A 23,269-nucleotide genomic window follows, 5' to 3' on the forward strand; every position below is an offset into this window, starting at 1 on the left:
ACCCATGCCCGTCATCCGTTCCGCGGACAGCCGCAGGAGCACCACCCCCAACGGCGTCATGACCACCCTCGCCTCGCCCACGCAGGGAGGCGCGACCCAGGCCGTGTGGCGAGTGGACATGCCCGCGGGCAACAGCGGCCCCTACCACGCCTGCGACGGAGAGCAGGTGTGGACCTTCCTGTCGGGCGAGGCGACCGTCGAGCTCGGCGACGAGACTTTCGCCGCCGCGACGGGCGACACCGTCGTCCTGCCCGCCAACGTGGGCCGTCAGGTGCACGCCGGCACGCAGTCGGGCTTCAGCGCGATCGTGGTCGCGCCGGCCGGATGCGAGGTCTACAACCCCGGGGGCGTCTCCGCCCCCGACGCGTGCGATCTCGCTCCCCGGGGGAGCGACCGGCTCGTGCCGCCCTGGGTCCGCTGACGAGTCCGCACACCGCAACGCGGAGCGGGCGTGGGCCGTACCGGCCGGGCGGGACGCGCACGCTTTTCCCGGGCGGCGAACTTCCCGGTGGACAGGGGCGGATGTCCCGGGTGCCCGGGACACCGCACGGTCCACCATTGCGGGCGTACCGTTCGCGGCTCTCCGCCGCCGCCCCGCAGAACCCCCGGGGCACTTCCCTTCCCGGCCGAGGAGGCCCCAAATGCGCAAGGTGTTCTTCGGGTTCGCCGTTCTGCAGCTCGTCGCCGTGCTCGCCCAGTTCTATCTCGCCACGTTCGGCGCGTTCGAGACGCCGCACCCGGCGCCGGGCGATCCGGACGCCGCCATCGGCTACCACGCCATGAACGGCACGATGATCATGCCGCTCCTGTCGTTGCTGACGACGGTCGTGGCTCTGATCGCCCGTGCGGGCGGCAAGCTGGTGGGCCTGTCGATTCTGCCGTTCGTGCTGGTCGCTGTGCAGCTGTTGGTCATCTTCTCGCTGGCGGAGATCGCGGGGTGGACCGAGAACTCGACCACGACCGGCAGCCTCGTGGTCCTCGGCTTCCACGCCCTCGACGGCGTGGCCATCCTCGCCGTCGCCGTCATCCTGGTCCAGCGAGCCCGCGCCCTGATGAAGGCGACGGCCGGGGCTCCGGTCGCGGAACGCGTCGCGGCCTGATCACCGCGCGTCTGATCGCTCTCGATCAGATCCTGTTCGTCCCGGTCGCGGCCGCGTGGGCGGCGACCGGCACGTACCGGTACGCGGCGAACACCTGGCCTGAGCCCGGCCGGGCGGTTGCCGCCGTTCCGGTGCCCGCCGCTGTGCGGCGGGCACCGGAGACGCCCGGCGACCGATCAGGTCACCTGGCGTTCGCCGCACCCGGCGTCGGCACGGTGGTCGTGATGAAATCGCGGCAGAGACTGTCGGTGTCGTTGCCGTCAGGCCAGCGGGCGTTGCTCCGCCCGGCGCCGGCGGCGGCGCCGGCCACCACCGCGATGCAGCCGCCCCTGCCCTGGTCGGCTTCCATGACGGCGAGCTCGGGGCTCGTGATGGTGCCGTTGCCGCTCGAGCTGCTCTGCTGGGACCCGTAGACGACGGCGTCGACGACCAGGGCGCCGGTGGCGTCCCGCAGCGCGATCGAGCCGGCACTCGTGGACAGCGCGCCCCCGAACCACTGGTCGGGCGCCGGTGACCCCTGGTAGCCCGCCGTCGTGACCAGGGGGTCGACCACGGCCGCGCCGGTCGCGTGGCCCTGGTCCAGCGGACTGTCGAGCGTGATGCCGCCGCCCAGTGCCTGCACCGCCGCGCCGCTGGTGTGCGGCAGGCGCGTCGCCGGTGAGAAGCTGACGCCCGTTCCCGGGTCGGACACGTCGACGCCCGGCTCGTGGGCGAACCGCAGCGGGGCGGCCAGATCGACGCCCGTGCCGTTCGCGCCGGTGGTGCCGACGTTCGTGACCGTGACGACCTCCTCGTTCTCTCCGGTGTCCACCGTCAGCTTGTCACCGGGCGTCATGGCGGAGTCGGCCGCGACCTTGATGTTGGTCGCGCCCGCGGGCGCCGCCGCCGACAGGGTCGTCTGCGTGGCCGCCTTGCCGACCGCGGTGACCGTGGCCTGCTCGTAGGCGGCGCCCGAGTCGATACCGATCTGCTGGCCGACCGTGAAGCCGGTCGCGTTCGTGACGGGCACGTTGGTGGAGCCGGCGGGAATCGTGATCCACGGCCCCGTTGAGACGGGCACGAACAGCGTGGTCGGGGTGCTCGCCGCCGTCCCGACCGCCTGGATCGTGCGGGTCTCCCGCTTGGCGCCGGTGTCGACCTCGATCCGCCGGCCGGCCGCGAAGCCGGTCGTGCTCCTGACGTTCACGGTGGTGGCACCCGGGCTCAACGGAGCCGCCAGCCCCGAGGCGGACAGACCGAGCAGGTAGTAGGCGCCGCTCGCGAGCTTCGTCCCGGCCGGTATCTGCGCCAGCGTGGTGCCGGCCGAGCCGCTGGGGGTGTTGGTCAGGGTCCAGCCGGACAGGTCGACGTCGACGTCGGAGGCGTTGTAGAGCTCGACGAACTGGTCGGTCGTGTTGCTGCTGGTGCGGTAGCGGACCTCGTTGATCCTGACCGGGATGACGTCGCGCACCGCCTGGGCGGTCTCGGTCGACTGCCTGCCCTTGACCGGGCCGGACGGGTTCGTCCACTCGGCCTTGCCGGTCAGGAAACCGGCGCCGGTCGCCGCCGCGGAGGTGACCGTGAAGGTCGCGCTCACGCTCTCACCGGGCGCGACCCGGTCGAACGTCACCGACTTGTCGTCGGTGCCCTTGACCAGGGCGGACCACCCCTTGGGCGCGGACATGCCCAGCTTGACGCCCACGGCGGCCGATCCCGTGGTGTTGGTGAACGTCTCGGTGACATCCTGGGCCGAGCCCCGCGTGAACGTCGTGGCCCGCGACAGGGTCAGCCGCTGTACGTCGTACCTGGCGGCCACGATGTTGGCCTGCACCGCGTCCGTGGTGGCCTCGGCCGGGTAGCCCTTCGTCATCACACCTTCGTAGAAGGTGCCGGACGAACCGTTGCCGTTGTCACCACCGGTGCCGAGGAGGACGGCCCCCTTCTTGTGCATCGGGTAGTAGCTGGCGTTGGTGAGCGACCCGGGACGGATTCCGCTGTAGAAGGTCGTCAGCGCGCCCTCCTGCGCGTTGCCGCCGCGCAGATCCCACTGGTTCCCGCCACCGCCGTCGACGACGGCGGTGACGAACCGCCAGGAGTCGATCGTCGGATCGGCCGGGTTCTGCTTCGCGTTGTAGCCGGAGAACAGGCCCGCCTCCATGTCGGACATGATCCACGGGCCGGGGCCGCTGCCGCTTCCCCAGGCCGTGGCGGTGCCGAAGTAGGTGGTCTCCATGGTGCCGGTGCCCACGGCGCGGCCGTTGGTCGAGGCGTTGCCGTAGTCGAAGCAGCAGCCGCTGTCGTAGTGCGTGCCGTCGATGACGTAGTAGATGCCCTCCGGCTCGTCCCCCTTCGGAAGGCCGGTGGCGTTGTTGTTGCGGTACCCCATGCCCGGCATGATGTAGACGCCGTAGGCCTTGTGGCCGCCGATCGTGATCGGCGCCATGTCCGCGATCGAGAGGGTGTCGAATCCGCCGACGTCCGGGCCGCGGAAGGTGCCGGGGGGCGCCTGGTAGAGGTGGTTGCCCTTCCCGGACTGGTCGTAGATGGTGGTGATCAGGCAGATCGTGCCGGCGCAGAAGGAGTCCTGCTCTGTCGCGTCGGCGTACCCGCCCGCGTCCGGGAACGGCACGGCGGCGGGGCGGACGACGCCGATGTCCTCGACCGCGTTGTCGGATGTGCGCCTGATTCGGTACAGCGGGCCGTCGTAGGAGGCGTACAGCGCCCGCGTGGTGCTGTGGGCGGCCACGCAGGGGGTGCCGCCGTCGGCGTAGATGTCACATGGGCCCTGCGGCCTGGCCGGGGCGGCCGGCTTCGCCGCCTGTGCCGGGGACGTCATCGGCGCCAGCGTGAACGTGGCGCCGACCAGGGTGAGCGCGGTCGCCGTACGAGCGGCGAGCCTGCGTCGGGTGCGTCGGGTGGGGGGTCCGAACATGTTGGATTGACTCCTCCATGTGTGCCGCTCGGCTGAGCCGAGCCTTCCTGGGCCGTGCGCCGGCCGATGCCCGCCTGCGGTCGTCCGGGCGCGCCCCGCGGGACATGGGTGGTTCCGCCCGGGGCGTCTCTGCCGGCGCGTTTCTTGTGTTAGCGCTAACATTTATGGGAGCGCTAACATCACCAGTAATTCGAGATTGGGGGATTTGTGGGGGAATCGGATGGCGTACGCTTGATCGGCCGCCCTGACTATTTCACCGGGCGTGCGTTACGTCAAGGTTGCGAACGGTGATATCGGCCCGCCCCTTTCCGGCCGAACTCACCGCCGGAAACCGGAGCACGACGTCGTCCCGAGACTCCTCACCCCGGCCGCCCGACTGACCTCCCGGCCGGGCCAGGGCGTCCCGGCCCGGCCGTGGGCGGCGAACACCGTCGGACCCGCAGGGCCGGTCAGGAACGCAGATAGGCCAGCACCGCGAGGACGCGGCGGTGCTGGTCGCCGTCGTCGGCGTGCAGGCCGAGCTTGGTGAAGATGCCGCGGATGTGCTTTTCCACCGCGCCCTCGGTGACGACGAGGCGGCGGGCGATCGCGGGGTTCGACCTGCCCTCGGCCATCAGCTCGAGGACCTCCCGTTCGCGTGGCGTCAGCGAGACCAGCGGGTCGTCGCGCCGCCGCCGCACCATCAACTGGGCGACGACCTGCGGGTCGAAGACCGTCCCCCCTGCCGCGACCCGCCGCAGGCCGTCCATGAACTCCTCGACGTCGACCACGCGGTCCTTCAGCAGGTAGCCGACCGCACCGCGGGCGTCGGCCAGCAGGTCGTCGGCGTAGGACACCTCGACGTACTGCGACAGGATCAGCACGGGCGCGCCCGCGACCTTCTCCCGCGCCTCGACGGCGGCGCGCAGGCCCTCGTCGGTGAACGTCGGAGGCATCCGCACGTCGACCACCGACACGTCGGGACGGTGGGCGACGACGGCTTCGACCAGGTCCTCCCCCGTGCCCACGGCCTCGACGACCTCGCAACCGAACTCCTCCAGCAGGCGGACGAGCCCCTCCCGGATGAGGACGGCGTCGTCGGCCACCACTACGCGCACGGAACCTCCGCCGTGATCAGTGTCGGCCCGCCCGCCGGCGACCGCACCGACAGCTCGCCGTCGACGGCCCGCAGCCGGTCGGCCAGGCCGGACAGACCGTGACCCTTGGCGACATGGGCGCCGCCGACCCCATCATCCCCGATCGTGAGCATTAGGGTGTCGCCGATCCTGGTGAACCCGACCGAGCAGGACGTCGCCCTGCTGTGCTTGGCCACGTTGGTGAGCGATTCGGCGGTCACGAAGTAGATCGTGTTCTCGATGAGCGCGGGATACCGCTCGGCCGTCTGGACGTCCAGCTCCACCGGCACCGTGCAGCGGCCGGCCAGAGCGGCGAGCGCCGGGGCGAGGCCGCGGTCGGCGAGGATCGGCGGGGCGATGCCGCGCGACAGCGCCCGCAGCTCGTCCAGGGTCTCCCGGGTGGCGCTGATGGCCTTGCCGATCGTGTCGTGCGCGGCGGTGGCGTCCTTCTGCAGTTCCCGCTGGGCCCGCGACAGCTCCATCGCCAGGTGGACCAGGCGTTGCTGGGGTCCGTCGTGGATGTCGCGCTCCAGGCGGCGCAGCGCGTTCGCCTCGGCGTGCGCGGCGGCGTGACGGCCCTCGGTGAGATCGTCGATGCGCTCCTGCAGCTCGGCGACGCCCGTCAGCAGCGCCCGGCCCAGCGACGCCTTGATCAGCGCACAGGAGCGGACGACCGGGTAGAGCATGAGCGCGAAGACCGCCCCCATGGCGACGTAGAAGACGCTGTTCACGACGTAGCCGCGCCCGAGGCCGAGCAGTTCGGGGAGCTCGTGATTGTCCGGGAAGTTCGACAGGATCCACCCGAACAGCGGGTAGGTCAGCCCGAAGACCGTCACCGCCCACCAGGTGACGGTCACGCAGAACGTCACGATCGCGACCGGGAAGGCCAGCAGCGCGTACAGCGCGTCGAGCCAGGGCTGACCCCCGGCGAGCGGGGTGACGGTCTTGCGGAAGACGCCCGCCCCGGGCGGCGATACGGGATACCGCGGCCGGGGCATGTCCCTGCCCAGCACCGCGCGCATCCGGAGCCGTTCGACATCGCCCATGCCACGGGCGATGAGGAGGGTGAGAGCGAGGACGGGCACGCCCAGCCAGACCACCAGCAGACCGGCTCCGGCCGACAGGCCGGCCACCGTGAGGCAGAACGTGATGACCGCGAGGGGGAACCCGACGAGGATATAGACCGTGTCGCCGCCGAGGCGGGAGAGAAGTCGGCGCATGTCCCCAACGTTATTGAGCCGCCCGCCGGAGATCGATCCGGCGGGCGGCAGTCCCGGGGGTAGGGCATTCCCTACCAAGGGGCCCCGGCGGCCCCGACCAGGATCTTCAGCACGTCGTCCGCCACTGGCTGGCCGAGGCCGCCGCGGTGGCAGGGGACGATCCCCGCGACCAGCTCGCCGCGATGTTCGACGCGCTGCAGGAGTGGTACGCGGACCCTGCCTTCCGCGGCTGCGCGATGCTGAACGCGGCGGCCCAGCACCACGTCGAGGCCGTTCGCGCCATCACCGCGCGCCACCTCGACCGCTACCTCGACCTGCTGACCGGCATCGCCGAGCGCGCCGGAGCCGCCGATCCGCCGTTTCTCGGGCGCCAGTTGCTCATCCTGGTGGAGGGCACCACCGTCGTCGCCGCGCACCACGGCGCGGCCGGCACGGGCGAGCAGGCCCGCCGGGCCGCGCTCGCCCTGCTGTCGGCCGCCGCCCGAGGCGGCGGCGATGACCGACGCCCGGAGCGGCGGCAGGGACCGAAGCGGCAGGCGGCGGAGACCGGCGTTCGGCCGGTGGCCCGGGGATGCCCTCTCTCCGCCCCGCGAAGCCGGGACATCACCGCGCCGACCGGCCGGCCGGAAAGCTCCTGCCCGCTCCGGTCCTCACATCTCGCGGGCCTACTTCTTCTTGCGCTTCTCGCGGATCTTCATCGTGACCTCGATCGGAGAGCCCGCGAAGCCGAACTCCTCGCGGATGCGGCGCTCGATGAAGCGCCTGTAGGTCTCCTCCAGGAACGCCGAGGTGAACAGCACGAACTTCGGCGGCTCGGTCGACGCCTGGGTGGCGAACAGGATCTTCGGCTGCCGGCCACCGCGCACCGGCGGCGGGGTGGCCTGCACCAGTTCGGTGAGGAACTGGTTGAGCCGGGCCGTCGGCACCCGCGTGCCCCACGACTCCAGAGCCCGTTCGATGGCCGGTGCGAGCTTCTCGACGTGACGGCCGGTCTTCGCCGAGATGTTCACCCGCAGCGCCCAGGGCGTGCGGACGAGCTGCCGGTCGATCTCCTTCTCCAGGTAGTACCGCCGGTCCTCGTCGACCAGGTCCCACTTGTTGAACGCGACCACCATCGCCCGGCCCGACTCGATGACCAGGCCGATGATCCGCAGGTCCTGCTCGGTCAGCACCTCGGAGGCGTCGATCAGCACGACCGCCACCTCCGCCCGCTCCAGCGCGGCCCGCGTGCGCATCGCCGCGTAGAAGTCCGCGCCCTTGAGCTCACGGTCACGCCGCCGGATGCCCGCGGTGTCGATGAACCGGTACGTCGTGCCGGCCAGCTCGACCAGCTCGTCCACCGGGTCGCGGGTGGTGCCGGCCATCGGGTCGACGAGCACCCGCTCCTCTCCGGCGAGCTTGTTGAGCAGCGACGACTTGCCCACGTTGGGCTTGCCCAGCAGCGCGATCCTCCGCGGGCCCCGCCGCTCGCCGAACGTCTGCGGCGGCGTCTCCGGCAGCGCGTCGAGCACCACGTCGAGCAGGTCGCCGCTGGCGCGGCCGTGCAGGGCCGAGACGGGGTGCGGCTCGCCCAGCCCGAGCGACCACAGCCCGCTCGCCTCCAGCTCCATCTGCTGGTTGTCGACCTTGTTGGCGGCCAGCACGACCGGCTTGCCCGAGCGGCGCAGGACCGCGCCGACGGTCTCGTCGGAGTCGGTGACCCCGACGCTCGCGTCCACCACGAAGAGGATCACGTCGGCCAGCTCGGCGGCGATCTGCGCCTGCTCGGCGATGCGCAGGGCCATGCCGGTCGCATCCGGGTCCCAGCCGCCGGTGTCGACCAGCGTGAACCGCCGGCCCCGCCAGGTCGCCTCGTAGGTGACCCGGTCGCGGGTCACGCCCGGCACGTCCTCCACGACCGCCTCACGGCGGCCGATGACGCGGTTGACCAGCGTCGACTTGCCGACGTTGGGGCGCCCGACCACGGCGACGACCGGCAGCGGGCCCGAGTCGGGCTCCCGCTCCGCCTCCTCGGCGGAAAGCTCGGCGAGCTCGGCCTCGATCCAGCCGCCCTCGTCCTCCTCGTACTCCCCCGTCACGTCCATACCCTGCCTCATCGGCTGCTCTTCCCGTTCTCCCCGGCCTCCCGTGAGGCCTCCCGGCGGACCGCTTCCGGGGCCGGGCTCGTTCGTACGTCGCACCGCGTGGCCAACCCCGGCGCGGCAGACGCGGCGCGGGAGGCGGTCAGGCGGGGCGTGCGGGCGTCAGGCCCGCTCCTTGACGAGCCGGAGCACCTCGGCGATCACCTCGTCCAGGTCCAGCGGCGTCGTGTCCAGCTCCACCGCGTCCGCGGCCATCGCCAGCGGATCGGCCTTGCGCGTCGAGTCGAGGGCGTCACGCCGGGCCATCGCGGCCTTCTGCGTTTCCACGGTCGTTCCGTCCAGCTCGGCCGTACGGCGCAGGGCGCGCGCCTCGGCGCTCGCCGTGAGGTAGATCTTGACGGGCGCGTCCGGCGCGACCACGGTGCCGATGTCGCGGCCCTCGACCACGATTCCCCCACCCGGGAGAGACTCGGCGATGATCTCCCGCTGCAGAGCCACCAGCCGACGGCGCACCTCGGGCACGGCGCTCACGGCCGACACCGCGCCGGTCACCTCGGGGCCCCGGATCGGCCCGTTGACGTCGACGCCGTCCACGGTGACGCCCGGCGCGTCGGGGTCGGTGCTCATCACCAGTGCGGGCTCGGCGGACCTCGCGGCGATCTCGGCGGCGTCCTCCAGGTTCACGCCCCGCTGGAGCATCCACCAGGTGACCGCGCGATACATGGCGCCCGTGTCGAGGTAGCGCAGGCCCAGCGCCCGCGCGACGCCCCGCGAGGCACTCGACTTGCCCGATCCCGAGGGACCGTCCATGGCGACGACCAGACCCGACACCGGCTCTCCTTCTCCCCTTCGAATCGTCGTCCCCGAGGCTACCGGGATACCGCCGGAAAGCGTGCATCGGCGGCGGGACGGGGATTCCCGCACAATGATCCCGCGTTCGCCGGCGGCGCCCGCGAGACGGCTCTCAGGCGGTCTCCTCGGCGGTCCCGCCGAGCAGCCGGGCCGCCCGCGCCTCCTGGGCCAGGCGGCGCAGGGAGGCGATCACAGGATCGCCGAGAGCGGTCCAGATCACGATCGCCTCGGCCATGGCGTGCAGGTCGCCCCGCCGGCTGATCGCCCGCACCTCGGTGTCCGCCAGGTGCTCGGCGGCCTCGGCGTAGGTCTCCAGCAGGTCCAGGTAGTCGTCCTGGCCGAGGCGGCGCAGGGTCGCCAGCGCGTCCGCCAGCGTCCGCCTGGCCGGGTTGCCGGGCTTGACCTGCCAGCCCCGCCGGGCGATCAGGTCGTCGACCTGCGCGGCGGCCTCATCCCCTGCGGCGTCCCCGGCGGCGTCCCCGGCGGCGTCGCCGGCGCGCTCCCTGGGCGGAGTCAGCGCGTACTGCGCCTTGCCCAGCACGTCGAACTCCGAGATGCCCGAGGAGAAGATCAGTGCGAGCGCCTGACGGGCCGAGGCCACCGGCAGCCCGCCGACCTCGACCAGCGCCTTGGCCAGCCGCAGCCGCCTGACGTGCTCCTCGCCGTACCGCGCCTGGTTGGGGCCGGTCCGCTCGCCCTGCGGGACCAGACCCTCTCGCATGTAGTACTTGATGGTGGGGATCGGGACCCCGGTCCGCCTGCTCAGCTCCCCGATCCGCATGTCCCTCTCCCTCGCCGCACCCTCCCAGGATAGGCCCGGGGTTTGCCCACGCCCACGGACATGGATAGCGTCGCTATCGATTAAATTAGATAGTGACACTCTCCACTATCAGAATGAGGGAAGCGCATGTTCGGCGCTCTCGGCCGCTTCGCGGCCCGTCACCGTCGCCCGATCCTGCTGGGCGCCCTGCTGTTCACCGTGGTCGCGGGCGTGTGGGGCGCCGGTGTCTTCGGCCGCCTCGGCGGCGGCGCGGGCTTCGACGACCCCGGCAGCCCGTCCTCGCACGCCGACCGCCTGCTCGCCGGACCGCTGGGCCGCCACACGGCCGACGTCGTCGTCCTGTACGAAAGCGACCGCCTCACCGTGGACGATCCCGCCTTCGCCGGACCCGTACGCCGGGCTCTCGACGCGGTCCCCCGCCAGGACGTCGCACGCCTGGAGTCGTACTGGTCGACCGGCTCGCCCGGTTTCGTGTCGCACGACCGGCACGCGACGTACGTCACCGTGCAGTTCCGCTCCCCCGACGATCAGGAGCGTGTACGGGCCCTGCGCGGCATCCGGGACAAATTCGCGACCGAGGGCCTGACCGTGCGGTTCGGCGGCCTCACGGCCATGACCGACCAGGTCAACGGCACGATCGCGCGTGACATCGGCCTGGCCGAGGCGATCTCCGTGCCGATCCTGCTGATCCTGCTTGCAGTGGTCTTCCGCAGCCTCCTGGCGGCGGCGCTTCCCCTGGCCGTCGGCGTGGTCGCCGCGCTCGGCACGATGGCGGTGCTGCGCCTGGTCACCCTGGTCACCGACGTCTCGACGTTCGCCATCCAGGTCGTCACGATGCTCGGCCTCGGCCTGGCGATCGACTACGCGCTGCTCGCGGTCACCCGGTTCAGGGAGGAGATCGGCAGGGGCGCGTCCGCCGAGACGGCGGTGGAGCGGACGACGGCCACGGCGGGCCGGACGATCGCGTTCTCCGGCGCGGTCGTGGCGCTGTCGTTCGCGGGGCTCGCGGTCTTCCCCTCGCGGTTCCTGCAGTCGATGGCGTACGCGGGCGTCGCCACGGTCGTCCTGGCCGTGCTGACCTCCCTCACCGTGCTGCCCGCGCTGCTGGCGGCCATCGGCCGGAGGGCCGGCGGAAAGGGACTCGGCCGGCGGGCCGGCCAAAGGGGGTTCGGCCGGCGGACCGGCAGCGCCGGGTCCACCGCCTCCGGCGAGCGGTGGTATCGGCTGGCTCACGCCGTCATGCGGCGGCCCCTCGCGAGCGCCCTCGCCGTCGTCGCGGTGCTCGTGGCGCTCGGCCTGCCGTTCCTCGGCGTGAACTGGGCCCGCCCCGGCGACTGGGTGCTGCCCTCCGCCGCCGACGCGCGCGTCGTGACCCGGGAACTGGCGGAGCGCTTCGCCGCCGACCCCGCCAAGGTCGTGACGGCCGTCGTCGAGTCGCCGCGCACCCTGGATCGGGCGGTGCTGGACGGCTACGCCGCCCGCCTGGACGCGGTGCCCGGTGTGGAGGGCGCGTCCGTCACCGGGACCACCGGCACCCTCGCCAGGATCACCCTCGGCTACGCGATGGACCCGATGTCCCGCGAGGCCGTGCGGATGGTCGCGGGCCTGCGGGCCGTGCCGCCTCCGGCCGGGGCCGCCGCGGCGTTCACCGGAATGCCCGCCTCGCGGGTGGACATCGTGGACATGATCGTCTCCCGCCTGCCGTGGATGGCGCTGTTCGTGGCCGTCGTGTCGCTCGCCCTGATGTTCCTGGCGTTCGGCTCGGTGATCCTGCCGATCAAGGCGGTGCTGCTGAACCTGCTGTCGCTGTCGGCGTCCTTCGGCGCCATCAAGCTGATCTTCCAGGACGGGCGCCTGGCCGGGCTGCTCGGCGTCGAACCCGTCGGGGCCGTCGACGTGAACTTCCCCGTGCTGATCGTCGCGATCGCCTTCGGGCTGGCGATGGACTACGAGATGTTCCTTTTGTCGCGGGTACGCGAGGAGCACGAGCGCGGCGCCGGTCCCGAGGAGGCGATGGCGCGCGGGCTGGCCCGGACGGCCGGGGTAGTCACCAGCGCCGCCCTCCTCGTCGCCGTGTCCGTCGCCGGCTTCGCCTTCTCCAACGTGACGATCATGAAGGTGATCGGGGTCGGCCTGGTGATCGCGGTCGCCGTGGACGCCACGATCGTGCGCGGCCTGCTGGTGCCTGCCACCATGCGGCTGCTCGGCGAACGGGCGTGGTGGGCGCCCCGGCCCCTGGCCCGCTGGTGGCGGCGGCACGGCCTGCCGGAGCACGCTGCCGCGGCGCCGTCTCCCGAGGAGGCGCTCACCGGCTCCTGATCGGAACGACGGGTCGACGAACCGCCGGACGCGGGCCCACATGTCCGGAGGAGGGCCGGGCGACCCGGCCCTCCTCCTCGATCGTCCGATCCGCGATCGCTCTAAGCGACGATCGCGATGACCGACTTGACGTATCCGACGGCGTCGAGCGCGGTCTTCACCGTGCCGTCGAGGTTGAGCTTGACGCTGTTCTGGCAGCTCCACGTGTACCCCGAGGAGGCACGCCAGGCCGTCGGCAGGGAGGAGATGGTGCCTGACTTGTTCCAGTTGTGGTCGCGGGATCCGGAGTCGAACGTCCCGTGGAGCCGCCCGAAGGTCTCGAAGACGAAAGCCGAGCCCGACGACGTGCGGACCACGCAGACGCCCGAGAAGTTGTAGCTGGTGCCGCCCGAGTCGTGCATGTGCCCGGACCACTGGTACGTCCCGTCGCGGTACACGGTCAGCGAGGTCCAGCCACCGACCGGGACCCCTCCGCTGAAGTTGACTCTGCGGTTGATGACGATCGGGGACGCGATGCCGGAGGACGAGGCCCGGCGACCGGCCGCGGCGGCGTTGTCGTTGCGCGCCTGCTGACGTACGGCCGGCGTGACGCAGACGTCGTCACCGGTGAAAGCCTCGCGCCAGACGTAGCCCGTCACGCAGGTGTGCGGGCCGTATGCTCCGTTGGTCCAGCGGGAGAACCTGACGCTGTTGTCCTTGGCGGTCTGCGTGCGGACGGCCGGGGTGACGCAGACGTGGTCGGAAGGGCGTGCCTCGCGCCAGACGTAGCCGCTCACACAGGTGTCGGGGCCGTAGTCGGCGGCGGACGCGGAAGTGGCGACGGCGGGGAGGGCGGTGAGGCCGGTGATCGCGGCGGCGGCCATGCCAAGAGCGGTGCGCTTCATGATGATCTCCTCAGGGGGCGGCTCCCGGCGTTTCCCCTGGCTGCCGGGCTTGTGCACTCAGTGAACGGCCGCCCCCTTGCAGGTCCCTTGATCTCCGCTGGCCGATCCGCGCTGCAAGCGAACGTCAAGGCGGCGGTCCGTCAGGGCGTGGCCCCACCGCGTCCGCGTGTGGCTCCCTCCGCGTGTTGACCTTGCCCCTGGGTGAAGCCGCAGCATCGTCGGCACCGGCCATGACGGCCGGGACGAGGAGGAGTGGTGCGTGAGCTGCTGACCATCGGGACATTCGCGCGGGCCGCCCGGCTGTCGCCCAAGGCGTTGCGGCTGTACGACGAACTCGGGCTGCTGCGACCGGCCGCGGTGGACGGCGAGTCGGGATACCGCTACTACGACCCCGGCCAACTGGAGCAGGCCCGCCTGATCGCCTGGTTGCGGCAGATCGGCATGCCGCTGGCGCGCATCCGGCAGGTGTGCGACCTGCCCGCGCCGGACGCCGCCGAAGAGGTCGCCGCCTACTGGCGGCAGGTCACGGCCGAGACCGAGGCCCGCGGCAGGCTCGCCGCCTTCCTCGTCGACCACCTGTCGGGAAGGGGCAGTGCCATGGAGGACATCACGGCCGTGCTGGGCATCCGTTACGCCGCCCGGTCGGAGCCGGGCCGGGTGCGGACGAGCAACGAGGACATCGCCTACGCCGGTGAGCGGTTGCTGGCGGTGGCGGACGGGATGCGCGGCCCGGGCGGCGGCCGCGCCGGTGCGGCGGCGGTCGACGCGCTCAAGCGCGTGCGGAGCCTGTCCGTGCCCACCGCCGACCTGCTCGCCGCGCTCGCCGACGCCGTCGGCGAGGCCGAGCGGGCCATCAAGGACATCGCCGCCTCGACACCGTCGGAACAGGTGGTCACCACGCTGACCGCGCTCGTCTGGTCCGGGCCGCGGCTGGCACTGGTGCACATCGGCGACACCCGGGCGTACCTGCTCCGCGACGGTGGGCTGTTCCAGATCACGCATGATCACTCGTACGTGCAGTCGCTGATCGACGAGGGCCGGCTCACTCCCGAGGAGGCCGTCTCCCACCCGCGGCGCTCGCTTCTGGTCCGCGCGCTGACCGGTACGGGAAACCACCCGCCGGATCTGTCGATGCACGACGCCGTCCCCGGCGACCGGTGGTTGCTCTGCTCGGACGGGCTGCCGAGCGTCGTGCCGGCCGCCGTGCTGCGCGAGACGCTCGCCGGTCCCGGAGACCCGCAGCAGACCGCCGACGAGCTCATCGACCTGGCGTACGCCGCCGGCGCCCCCGACAACGTCGCCTGCGTGGTCGCCGACGTGGTGGCGGATGAGGAGGAATCCGCGGGCGCCGGCGACGGCGGGGCCGCGCGATGAGCGCCACGAGCGTGCGGGCGCCCCGTTCCCGATCCTTCGCCGTCGACTGCCGGCCGCTGGCCATCCCGCCGTTCCGGCGGATGTGGGCCGCCTCGGTGATCTGTGCCGTGGGCGGATCCTTCAGCGTGGTCGCGGTGCCGACGCAACTGTTCACGGTCACCGGCTCGTCGGCGGCTGTGGGAGCCGCCGCGGCGGTGTCGTTCGCCGCGCTGGTCGTGGCGGCGCTGGGGAGCGGCGCCCTCGCCGACGTGATGGACCGGCGGACGATGCTGCTGGCCGCCGATCTCGGCCTGGCGCTGGCCTACACGACCCTGTGGGTCCAAGCCGTCCTGGGCGGCCGCTCCGTCCCCGTCCTGCTGGTTGCCGTGGCGTTGCAGGGGCTGGCCTTCGGGACGGTCATGACGACGACGGGGGCCACCGTGCCCCGCCTCGTCCCGGCCGAGCTGCTGCCGGCGGCCAACAGCCTCAGCTCACTGGTCCGCTACAGCGGGTCGATCCTGGGGCCGGTGCTCGCCGGTGCGCTGGTCCCGGTCATCGGGCTCGGCACGCTGTACCTGTTCGACGCCGTCGCGCTGCTCGCCGTGGTGTGGGCCGTCGCCATGCTGCCGCCGCTGCCGCCGCTGCCGCCGCTGCCGTCACCTCCCGCCCTGAGCCCTGCGGGCGGGGTAGGCGCAGGCCCTGCGGGCGCGGTGGCCGGGGCGGGCGCGGTAGGCCCTGCGGGCGGGGCCGACGGCGGCCCGAGCTCCTCGGCGACCGGCCGGACACTGACCGGGTTCCGATATCTGGCGGCCAACCGGCTGCTGGTGGCGGTGCTGGCCGTGGACTTCGCGGCCATGGCCTTCGGCATGCCGTCGGCGCTTTTCCCCGAACTGGCCCGCGACGCCTTCGGCGGCGCGGCCGGGGGCGGCCTGGAAACGGGACTGCTCTACGCGGCCTACCCCGCCGGGGTCTTCCTGGCCGGAATGCTGTCAGGCACGTTCACCCGTGCCCGGCGCCACGGCGCCCTCGTGGCGGGCGCCGCCATCGCCTGGGGGATCGCCGTCGTGCTTGTCGGCCTGGCCGTCGAGCTGTGGATCGCGCTGGCGGCGCTCGTGCTCGGCGGCGCGGTGAATTTCGTGCTGAGCACCTTCCGCACCACGATCATGCAGGCGCACACCGCCGACGCCATGCGCGGGCGCGTCCAGGGCGCGCTCACCGTCGTGCTGGTCGGGGGACCACAGATCGCGAACCTACTGCACGGTATTGCCGGCGCTGCGCTTCACGATGTCGCCGGCGCGCTGTACGGCCCACGCCTCGCGATCTGCGCCGGGGGGCTGCTCACCGTGGTCACCGTGGCGGCGATCGCCTGGGCGAACCCAGGCCTGCGCCACTACACTGCCCCCGCGCCGCGCGCGGCGGCTGCCCGGACGCCGCCGGGCGGCCTGCCGCGGGATCGGGTCAGCCCGGCACCTGCCAGCCACGCTCACGCAGGCCCTCGCTGAGCAGGTCCGCCGCCTCCGGCTGGACGTACAGCTCGGCCGCGCCGAGCGGCAGGCCGGGGGCGTGCTCCAGGCGGATGTCCTCGATGTTGACGCCGGTCTCGCCCGCGGCCTGGACCAGGCGGGCCAGCTCGCCGGGACGGTCGCCGATGAGCACCTGGACCACCGCGTACGTCCGCGCCGGGCCGCCGTGCTTGCCGGGGATCCTGCCGGTCCCCCGCACACCGCGCGACAGGAGCTCGGTGACCTCCCCCATGGCCGCGCCGTCACCCGCCAGCGCGCGAAGCGACCGGGCGGCGGCGCTCAAATCGTTCACGAGCGCCTCCAGCACCTCGGCGACGGGCAGCGCGTTGCCCGCGAGGATGCCGGTCCACAGCGACGGGTCGCCTGCGGCGATCCTCGTCACGTCGCGCACGCCCTGCCCCGACAGCCCGAGCGCCGTCTCCGACGCCTCGGCCAGCCGGGCGGCCACCGCGGCGGCCGTCACGTGCGGAGCGTGCGAGACGACCGCGACGGCGCGATCGTGCTCGGCCGCGGGGATCCGCACGGCGTTGCCGCCGCACAGGGAGATCAGCCGCTCCACCGCGGCCACCGCCCGCGGGGACGTCTCGTCCGTCGGGCAGTACGCCCAGGGGCGGCCGAGGAACAGGTCGGCGCGGGCCGCCGCCGGGCCGGACCGCTCACGGCCCGCGAGCGGGTGCCCCGCGACGTACGCCGACAGGTCACAGCCCAGCTGGGCGGCCTGGGCCAGCGGGAGCGCCTTCACGCTCGCCACGTCGGTGTAGAAGCGGGCGCTGTCGCGCTTTTGCAGGTCGAGGAGTTGCTGCGCCACGAACTGGGGCGGCACGGCGATGACCGCGAGGTCCGCCCGCTGCTCACCGGTCCAGTCCTCCCCCGCGCCCAGCCCACGCGCCAGCCGTACGGCTGCCGCGTCCCGGTCGGCCAGGAAGACCCGCACGTCCCGCTGCCGCAGCGCCAGTGCGATCGACGTGCCGATCAGGCCCGTCCCGATAACGACCACACTGCCGATCTCGGCGTCCTCGATGGGAGTCATCGTGCTCTTCCTGCCGTCGCCGTCCCCAGGCGCGCTGTCCTGTGACGGATGCCTTATGGGGAATTGTGGTTGTCTGCGGACCCGCCGCCTCGAACTGCCGGACGAGGGCCTACGGAGCGACGTTCATCGGGCGGTGCTCATCGGTTATCGGGGCGGTGTCCGCGCGCCGTCACTGGGCGATGTCCACGCGCAACGCCACGGCGCCGCGCAGGTACACATGCTGGATCTCCTGCCGGGGACGGTCCGTCTGCACATGGGCCATCAGCCGCACCACGCGCGGGAGCGCGCCCGGCACGTCGATCTCGGTCGCGCACAGCAGCGGCACGTCGTGGAACCCGAGCTTGCGCGCGGCCAGCGCGGGGAACTCGGCGGTCAGGTCGGGCGTGGACGTGAAGATCACGCTGATGACGTCGTCGGTCGTGAGGTTGTTGCGCCCCATCACCTCGGTCACCAGTTCCGTCGTCCCGGTGAGGATCGCGTCTCGATCGTTGCCGTCGACCTGGATGGCTCCGCGAATCGCCCGCACCATGTCGTAACCCCTCTCTGGGACGGGCCGGTCTCCTCCGGGGAGAAGCCCGGCCCATCTACGCACTTTCCGCCAATTCTTCCCGGCTTGAGGCTTTCGCCCGCCGCGCGGGAAAGGCTACAGGCCGACCGCCGCGTACAGCTCACCGATCTCCTGCACGGTGAGCGCGCGTACGGTTCCCGGCTTGAGCCGCCCGAGCTTGACCGGACCGAACTCGATGCGGGCCAGGTCGATCACCCGGTGCCCGACCGTCTCCAACAGCCGCCGGACGATGTGCTTGCGCCCTTCGTGCAGGACGACCTCGACGAGCGCCTGCTGGCCGTGCTCCTGCACGACGCGGAACTCGTCCACCTTGGCCAGGCCGTCCTCCAGTTCCACGCCCTTGCGCAGCACCTTGTGCAGGTCGCGGGCGACGGGACCGGGCACCTTGGCCCAGTACTTCTTCTGCACGCCGTAGCTCGGGTGGGTCAGCCGGTGGGCAAGCTCGCCGTCGTTGGTCAGCAGCAGCAGGCCCTCGGTCTCGGTGTCGAGACGCCCCACGTGGAACAGCCGGGGCGCGAGATCCTGCACGTAGTCGTTCAGGCACGGCCGGCCCTCGGGGTCGTCCATCGTGCTCACCACACCGATCGGCTTGTTGATCGCGTAGTAGACGGTGTCCGAGGACGTCGGGATGCGCTTGCCGTCGACGTGGATGACCTGCTTGGCGGGATCGACCCGGGCGCCGAAGCGGCGCACCGTCTGGCCGTCCACCGTCACCCGGCCGTCGCCGATCATCTCCTCGCAGGCCCGCCGGCTGGCCACCCCGGCCTGGGCGAGCACCTTCTGCAGCCGCTCACCGCCCGGCACCTCGGTCGTGTCGCGCTCGTCTGTGTAGCCCTCGTCGTAGAAGTCCGGGTCGCGCAGCGGCTGCTTGGACGTCTTGAACGGGTTGCTCGCGCCGGAACTCCTGGGACCTCCCGCCGGCCGGGCCGCGCCCCGCGAGCCCGCGCCGGCCCCCGTGCCCGTTCTCGGGCCGCCGAACCGGCCGCGCCCGCCGCCCACGCGGCCGATCGTCTGCACCTCGTCACGGCTCGCCCGGCCCCTGCCGCCACCGCTCGCGGCACGGAAGTCGCCGCGCCCGGCTCGCGCACCCCGGACCTCACGGTCACCGCGCTCGCCCCGGTCGCTCCACGCCGGACGGCCGCCGCGCTCGCCCCGGCCGTCCCGGTCGCCGCGCTCGCTCCATGCCTGACGGTCGCCGCGCTCGCCGCGGCTGTCGTACCTGTCGCGATCGCCGGTCCTGCCGCCGCGCTCCTCGTCGCGGAAGGCCGGCCGTCCGGTCGCACGCCCCGTCTCCCGGGCCGTCTGGTAGCCGCCGTCGCGGTCGCGCAGCCGGTCCCGGCCGCCCTCCGGCCTGCCATAGCGGCCGCGCGAACCGGTCCCCTCGGTACGGAACGAGGGACGGTCGGCGGAGAAGGCCTCCCGGGTGCCGCGCTCCTGGCCGGAAGCGCGGTCGCGGTCGAAGTCACGCTGGGAACCACGGCCGTTGTCCCGGTCGAAGCCACGACCGGCGTCACGGCCGCCGGAACGGCCACCCTCGGGCCTGCCGTACCGGCCGCGGGGTCCGCTCCGCTCGGCGCGGAAGGAGGACCGCTCGTCGCCGCGGTCCCGCTCGCCGCCGGAACGCGCGTCGCGGCGGCCAGAGTCGTCGTAACGACCGGTGTCACCATAGCGGCCGCGGGAACGGTCACCACGGGCGTCGCCGGTGCGGCGATCGCCGTACCGGTCGCCGCGCGGTGCGCCCTCGTCACGGAAGCGCCTGGAGTCCGGCCTGTCCGACCTGTCGGACCTGGAGTCGGACCTGTCGGACCTGGAGTCGAAACCGTACCCGGACCGGGAACCAGTGACGCGGGAGCCGCCGCGCCGGTCGCCCTGGGGGCGGAAACCGCCCGAACCCCCGCGGGATCCACGCGAGCTCGCGCCCTGCTGACCGGTGCTCCGGCTCCGACCGCGTCCCTCACCGGACGGGGTGCCACGCCTGTTGTTCACTACTTCTGCTCCTCAAGAATTTCCACGTCGTCCGGGAGGAACGGGGCGAGTTCGGGAAGCTCGTCAAGGCTCCGCAACCCCAGTCTCTCCAGGAAGTAACTCGTCGTCCGGTAGAGCACCGCCTGGCTCTCCGGGTCGGTTCCGGCCTCTTCCACGAGGCCACGTGCGACCAGCGTCCGCATGACGCCGTCGCTGCTCACGCCGCGCACCGCCGCCACCTTGGCCCGGCTGACGGGCTGCCGGTAGGCGACCACGGCGAGGGTCTCCAGCGCGGCCTGCGTCAGCCGCGCCTGCTGGCCGTCCCTGACGAACCTCTCCACCAACGGGGCGCATTCGGCCCTGGTGTAGAAGCGCCAGCCTCCGGCCACCTCTCGCAGGTCGAAACCCCGCCCGGAGGCCGTGTATTCCTCCGACAGCGCGCGGATCGCGGCGGCCACCTCCGCCGTGGGACGTTCGAGCACCTGCGCGAGGGTCACCTCGGCGACCGGCTCGTCCACCACCATGAGGATCGCCTCGAGGGCCGCGGTGAGCGCCGGCCCCACGGCCGGCGCCCCCTCCCCGGGGCTTGCGTCGCCGGAGCCGGGGGTGTCGCTCACTTCCATCGCTCCTCGCTCGTCGTGCGGGTGGTTCCGTCTCTGTCGTGCCGTCGCCGGCGCCGCTCTTCGGCGCTTCCCGTCCGGCCGCCTCGGCACGACCGGAGCCGCCCGTCTCACTCGTCCCGTACGGCGGCCGCCTCGTCGGGCCGCTCCTCGCGCCGGCCGTCGTCGTAGTCGTCGCCGACCGTGACGTCGCCGTCAGCGGTTCCCGTCCAGGTGACGTACAGGTCGCCGAGCGGTTCGACCTGCTCGAAGGAGACCGCGGCCTCCCGGAACAGCTCAAGGACGGCCAGGAAGCGGGCGACGACCTCGAACGTCCCCGCGCAGTCGGCGGTCAGCGCCCGGAAGGTCGCCGTCTGCAGCCGCCTCAGCCGCTCGACAAGGATAGCGGCTTGCTCCCGGACGCTCGCCAGGGGTTGATAGATGTGCGAGACCGACACGGACGGCGGAGCCTTCGGGGTGAAGGCCCTTGCCGCGATCTTGGCGAGCTGCTCGGGCCCGATGCCGAGCACGAGTTCCGGCAGCAGATCGGCGAAGCGCTTCTCCATCGGCACGACGCGCGGGAAGCGCAGCGCCTCCTCGGCCATCCGGCCGGAGAAGATCTTCGCGACCTCCTTGTACGCCCGGTACTGCAGCAGCCGCGCGAACAGCAGGTCGCGGGCCTCCAGCAGTGCGAGGTCCTCCTCGTCCTCCACCTCTCCGGAGGGCAGGAGCCGGGCCGCCTTGAGGTCGAGCAGGGTCGCCGCGACGAGCAGGAAGTGGCTGGTCTGGTCGAGGTCCCACTCCGGGCCTCGCGACCGGATGTACGCGATGAACTCGTCGGTGACCTTGTGCAGGGACACCTCGGTGATGTCCAGCTTGTGCTTGGAGATCAGCCCGAGCAGCAGGTCGAACGGCCCCTCGAAGACGTCCAGGTGCACCTGGAAGCCGCTCTGCGCGCTCTCCTCGCTCCCCTGGTCGGTCTCCTGGCCGGTCGTCACACCTGCCATTGTCCCCTACCGGCGTGTACGCCCGGCACCTACGCCATCACTGTCAGACGCGGGCGGGCCATCTGGCCAGCAGCTCGCGGGCCAGCTCGCGGTAGGCGGTGGCGCCCATCGAACCGGGGTCGAACTGCGTGATGGGCTCCCCCGCCAAAGTGGCGTCGGGGAAGCGCACCGTCCGGTTGATGACGGTGTGGAACACCTTGTCGCCGAAGCCCTGCATGATCGTCTGCAGCACCTCGCGGGCGTGCAGCGTCCGCGGGTCGTACATCGTGGCGAGCAGGCCGTCGATCTCCAGGTTCTTGTTGAGGCGCTCCTGGACCTTGCCGATCGACTCCATCAGCAGCGCCACGCCACGCAGCGCGAAGAACTCGCACTCCAGCGGGATCATCACGCTGTGCGCGCAGGTCAGCGCGTTGACCGTGAGCAGGCCCAGGGACGGCTGGCAGTCGATCAGGCAGATGTCGTAGTGCGGCAGCAGGGGCTCCAGGGCCCGCTGGAGGGCGTACTCCCGCGCGACCTCGTTGACGAGCCGGATCTCCGCACCGGACAGGAAGATGTTGCTCGGCAGGAGCTGCATGCCCTCGACGGTGGTGTCGATCAGCACGTCCTCGACCGTGACGTCGGGCTCCTCCATGATGAGGTCGTAGACCGTCGCCTCGAGCGGCCGGGGGTCGATGCCGAGACCGACCGACAGCGCACCCTGCGGGTCGAAGTCGACGAGCAGGACCCGCTGGCCCACCTCGGCGAGCGCCGCGCCCAGGTTGATCGTGGTCGTCGTCTTGCCGACGCCACCCTTCTGGTTCACCATCGCGACGATGCGCGCGGGCCCGTGCGACTCCGGCGGTGTCGGCTCGGGGAACACCGGACGGGGACGGCCGGTAGGCCCGATCGCGCCGGGAGCGCCCACCCACGTCCCGTCTGTGGTCGCAGTCACCTGTTGGTCCTCCCTGACGGCCCTCGAACCTGATCGAATCTAAAGGGTAGGCACGTGGTCGGCAAGGCGGCGCGCCACGGGCGTCTTTACAAATGCAACGCGCGGGGATGCGCCGCCGCGTAGACCTCCCGGAGCTTGTCGACCGTCACCAGGGTGTACACCTGCGTGGTGGTCACCGAGGCGTGGCCGAGCAACTCCTGGACAACCCTAACGTCGGCGCCCCCGTCCAGGAGGTGGGTTGCGAACGAATGGCGCAACATGTGCGGCGATACACCGGACAGTCCGGCTCGTTCCGCCGCCGCCTGAAGCACCTCCCAGGCGCCCTGCCGGGTGAGCCGCCCGCCCCGCGCGTTGAGGAACAGCGCGGGCGTCCCCCGGCCGTGCGCCGACAGACCGGGCCTGGCCCTGACCAGGTACGCGTCGAGTGCCTGGCGGGCGAAGCGGCCGAGGGGCACGATCCTGGTCCGCCCGCCCTTGCCACGTAGCCGCACCTGCTCCTCGACGTTGTCCGGGCCGGCGGGCACGTCGTCCACCGCCAGCCCGACGGCCTCGGAGATCCGGGCGCCCGTGCCGTACAGGACCTCCAGCAGCGCGCGGTTGCGCAGGGCGAGCGGCGACTCCTCGGGGCCGCAGGCGGCGATGAGCCGCTCGACCTCCGCGACGGTGATCGCCTTGGGGAGCCGCCGGAGCTGCCGCGGCGGGCGCACCTCGTGCGCGGGGTCGTGACCGGCCACGCCCTCGCGGAGGGCGAAGCGGTGCAGCCCGCGCACGGCCGACACTGCGCGGGCGGCCGAGCTGGCGACCAGCGCCGGATGGTCCTCGTCGCCCTCCCGCAACGCGGCGAGGAAGGCGACCACGTCCGACTCGTCGACCTGCGCGAACGTCTCGAGCCCGCGCGCCCGCAGATGTTCGACGTATCGGCGCAGGTCGCGGCGGTAGGACGCGAGCGTGTTGGCAGACAGCCCCCGCTCCACCGCCAGATGGGCGAGGTAGCTGGACAGCACCGCCTCGGGCTCGCTCAGGATGTCTC

The 23,269-nt window shown here is 72.5% G+C and carries 20 protein-coding genes; 5 read left to right on the forward strand and 15 right to left on the reverse strand.

From position 1 onward, the window contains the following. Nucleotides 1–4 precede the first annotated feature (4 nt). Together AB0O28_RS05225 and AB0O28_RS05230 are read left to right on the forward strand one after the other, a co-directional pair. A complete protein-coding gene (locus tag AB0O28_RS05225; RefSeq protein ID WP_363636491.1) occupies nt 5–421 on the forward strand; it encodes a cupin domain-containing protein in 417 nt (138 codons plus the stop codon). Nucleotides 422–641: 220 nt separating this feature from the next. Beyond that, a complete protein-coding gene (locus tag AB0O28_RS05230; protein WP_363636493.1) occupies nt 642–1,100 on the forward strand; it encodes a DUF6220 domain-containing protein in 459 nt (152 codons plus the stop codon). A gap of 181 nt (nt 1,101–1,281) precedes the next feature. On the opposite strand, the gene AB0O28_RS05235 is transcribed toward AB0O28_RS05230, so the two are convergent. The 7 genes from AB0O28_RS05235 to AB0O28_RS05265 form a co-directional block, all read right to left on the reverse strand. Continuing rightward, a complete protein-coding gene (locus tag AB0O28_RS05235; RefSeq protein WP_363636495.1) occupies nt 1,282–4,011 on the reverse strand; it encodes an arabinofuranosidase catalytic domain-containing protein in 2,730 nt (909 codons plus the stop codon). 449 nt (nt 4,012–4,460) lie between these two features. Next, nucleotides 4,461–5,108, reverse strand: coding sequence for a response regulator transcription factor (locus AB0O28_RS05240; RefSeq protein ID WP_363636497.1), 648 nt, complete (start codon nt 5,106–5,108; stop codon nt 4,461–4,463). After that, entirely contained in the window at nt 5,099–6,346 is a 1,248-nt protein-coding gene (locus tag AB0O28_RS05245; RefSeq protein ID WP_363636499.1) for a sensor domain-containing protein, read from the reverse strand. The genes AB0O28_RS05240 and AB0O28_RS05245 overlap by 10 nt, the downstream gene beginning before the upstream one ends. Nucleotides 6,347–6,417: 71 nt before the next feature. Next, a complete protein-coding gene (locus AB0O28_RS05250; protein WP_363636501.1) occupies nt 6,418–6,765 on the reverse strand; it encodes a hypothetical protein in 348 nt (115 codons plus the stop codon). Between the two features lie 246 nt (nt 6,766–7,011). Further along, nucleotides 7,012–8,442, reverse strand: coding sequence for a ribosome biogenesis GTPase Der (gene der / locus AB0O28_RS05255; RefSeq protein WP_363636504.1), 1,431 nt, complete (start codon nt 8,440–8,442; stop codon nt 7,012–7,014). Between the two features lie 147 nt (nt 8,443–8,589). After that, nucleotides 8,590–9,237 carry a (d)CMP kinase gene (cmk, locus tag AB0O28_RS05260; RefSeq protein ID WP_363637242.1) on the reverse strand — a complete coding sequence of 216 codons (648 nt, stop codon included), beginning with the start codon at nt 9,235–9,237 and terminating at the stop codon, nt 8,590–8,592. 154 nt (nt 9,238–9,391) lie between these two features. Then, entirely contained in the window at nt 9,392–10,060 is a 669-nt protein-coding gene (locus AB0O28_RS05265; RefSeq protein WP_363636506.1) for a MerR family transcriptional regulator, read from the reverse strand. Nucleotides 10,061–10,186: 126 nt separating this feature from the next. Between AB0O28_RS05265 and AB0O28_RS05270 the strand changes: the two genes are divergently transcribed. After that, the gene (locus tag AB0O28_RS05270) at nt 10,187–12,379 is read left to right on the forward strand and encodes an MMPL family transporter (protein ID WP_363636508.1); all 2,193 of its coding nucleotides are present in this window, start codon (nt 10,187–10,189) and stop codon (nt 12,377–12,379) included. Between the two features lie 101 nt (nt 12,380–12,480). Here the strand turns inward: AB0O28_RS05270 and AB0O28_RS05275 are convergent, their stop codons facing one another. Further along, the gene (locus AB0O28_RS05275; protein WP_363636510.1) at nt 12,481–13,263 is read right to left on the reverse strand and encodes a hypothetical protein; all 783 of its coding nucleotides are present in this window, start codon (nt 13,261–13,263) and stop codon (nt 12,481–12,483) included. 255 nt (nt 13,264–13,518) lie between these two features. Between AB0O28_RS05275 and AB0O28_RS05280 the strand changes: the two genes are divergently transcribed. Both AB0O28_RS05280 and AB0O28_RS05285 read left to right on the forward strand, forming a co-directional pair. Beyond that, nucleotides 13,519–14,637 carry a MerR family transcriptional regulator gene (locus AB0O28_RS05280; RefSeq protein WP_363636512.1) on the forward strand — a complete coding sequence of 373 codons (1,119 nt, stop codon included), beginning with the start codon at nt 13,519–13,521 and terminating at the stop codon, nt 14,635–14,637. After that, nucleotides 14,634–16,118, forward strand: coding sequence for an MFS transporter (locus AB0O28_RS05285; RefSeq protein ID WP_363636514.1), 1,485 nt, complete (start codon nt 14,634–14,636; stop codon nt 16,116–16,118). The genes AB0O28_RS05280 and AB0O28_RS05285 overlap by 4 nt, the downstream gene beginning before the upstream one ends. On the opposite strand, the gene AB0O28_RS05290 is transcribed toward AB0O28_RS05285, so the two are convergent. From AB0O28_RS05290 to AB0O28_RS05320, 7 genes are all read right to left on the reverse strand, one after another. Then, nucleotides 16,075–17,169 carry a prephenate dehydrogenase gene (locus AB0O28_RS05290; protein ID WP_363636516.1) on the reverse strand — a complete coding sequence of 365 codons (1,095 nt, stop codon included), beginning with the start codon at nt 17,167–17,169 and terminating at the stop codon, nt 16,075–16,077. The genes AB0O28_RS05285 and AB0O28_RS05290 overlap by 44 nt on opposite strands. Before the next feature lie 169 nt (nt 17,170–17,338). Then, nucleotides 17,339–17,698, reverse strand: a complete 360-nt coding sequence (aroH, locus tag AB0O28_RS05295; protein WP_363636518.1) for a chorismate mutase — start codon at nt 17,696–17,698, stop codon at nt 17,339–17,341. A 114-nt stretch (nt 17,699–17,812) separates the two neighbouring features. Continuing rightward, on the reverse strand, nt 17,813–19,723 hold the full coding sequence (locus tag AB0O28_RS05300; RefSeq protein WP_363636520.1) for a pseudouridine synthase: 1,911 nt from the start codon (nt 19,721–19,723) through the stop codon (nt 17,813–17,815). Beyond that, complete coding sequence (gene scpB, locus AB0O28_RS05305) at nt 19,723–20,265, reverse strand: SMC-Scp complex subunit ScpB (RefSeq protein WP_363637244.1); 543 nt, start codon at nt 20,263–20,265, stop codon at nt 19,723–19,725. The genes AB0O28_RS05300 and scpB overlap by 1 nt, the downstream gene beginning before the upstream one ends. A 167-nt stretch (nt 20,266–20,432) precedes the next feature. Beyond that, the gene (locus AB0O28_RS05310) at nt 20,433–21,308 is read right to left on the reverse strand and encodes a segregation/condensation protein A (RefSeq protein ID WP_363636522.1); all 876 of its coding nucleotides are present in this window, start codon (nt 21,306–21,308) and stop codon (nt 20,433–20,435) included. Nucleotides 21,309–21,351: 43 nt separating this feature from the next. After that, the gene (locus AB0O28_RS05315) at nt 21,352–22,212 is read right to left on the reverse strand and encodes an AAA family ATPase (protein WP_310738894.1); all 861 of its coding nucleotides are present in this window, start codon (nt 22,210–22,212) and stop codon (nt 21,352–21,354) included. A 113-nt stretch (nt 22,213–22,325) separates the two neighbouring features. Beyond that, complete coding sequence (locus AB0O28_RS05320; protein ID WP_363636524.1) at nt 22,326–23,243, reverse strand: site-specific tyrosine recombinase XerD; 918 nt, start codon at nt 23,241–23,243, stop codon at nt 22,326–22,328. Nucleotides 23,244–23,269: the final 26 nt, after the last annotated feature.

It is taken from the genome of Microbispora sp. NPDC088329 (assembly GCF_040685655.1).
GTDB lineage: Bacteria > Actinomycetota > Actinomycetes > Streptosporangiales > Streptosporangiaceae > Microbispora.

Bases quoted from the DNA above. Each gene is read 5' to 3' on its own strand.
- AB0O28_RS05225 (WP_363636491.1), top strand. From the start codon at position 5: ATGCCCGTCATCCGTTCCGCGGACAGCCGCAGGAGCACCACCCCCAAC.
- AB0O28_RS05230 (WP_363636493.1), top strand. From the start codon at position 642: ATGCGCAAGGTGTTCTTCGGGTTCGCCGTTCTGCAGCTCGTCGCCGTG.
- AB0O28_RS05235 (WP_363636495.1), bottom strand. From the start codon at position 4,011: ATGTTCGGACCCCCCACCCGACGCACCCGACGCAGGCTCGCCGCTCGT.
- AB0O28_RS05245 (WP_363636499.1), bottom strand. From the start codon at position 6,346: ATGCGCCGACTTCTCTCCCGCCTCGGCGGCGACACGGTCTATATCCTC.
- der (WP_363636504.1), bottom strand. From the start codon at position 8,442: ATGAGGCAGGGTATGGACGTGACGGGGGAGTACGAGGAGGACGAGGGC.
- cmk (WP_363637242.1), bottom strand. From the start codon at position 9,237: ATGGACGGTCCCTCGGGATCGGGCAAGTCGAGTGCCTCGCGGGGCGTC.
- AB0O28_RS05265 (WP_363636506.1), bottom strand. From the start codon at position 10,060: ATGCGGATCGGGGAGCTGAGCAGGCGGACCGGGGTCCCGATCCCCACC.
- AB0O28_RS05270 (WP_363636508.1), top strand. From the start codon at position 10,187: ATGTTCGGCGCTCTCGGCCGCTTCGCGGCCCGTCACCGTCGCCCGATC.
- AB0O28_RS05275 (WP_363636510.1), bottom strand. From the start codon at position 13,263: ATGAAGCGCACCGCTCTTGGCATGGCCGCCGCCGCGATCACCGGCCTC.
- AB0O28_RS05285 (WP_363636514.1), top strand. From the start codon at position 14,634: ATGAGCGCCACGAGCGTGCGGGCGCCCCGTTCCCGATCCTTCGCCGTC.
- AB0O28_RS05290 (WP_363636516.1), bottom strand. From the start codon at position 17,169: ATGACTCCCATCGAGGACGCCGAGATCGGCAGTGTGGTCGTTATCGGG.
- aroH (WP_363636518.1), bottom strand. From the start codon at position 17,698: ATGGTGCGGGCGATTCGCGGAGCCATCCAGGTCGACGGCAACGATCGA.
- AB0O28_RS05310 (WP_363636522.1), bottom strand. From the start codon at position 21,308: ATGGCAGGTGTGACGACCGGCCAGGAGACCGACCAGGGGAGCGAGGAG.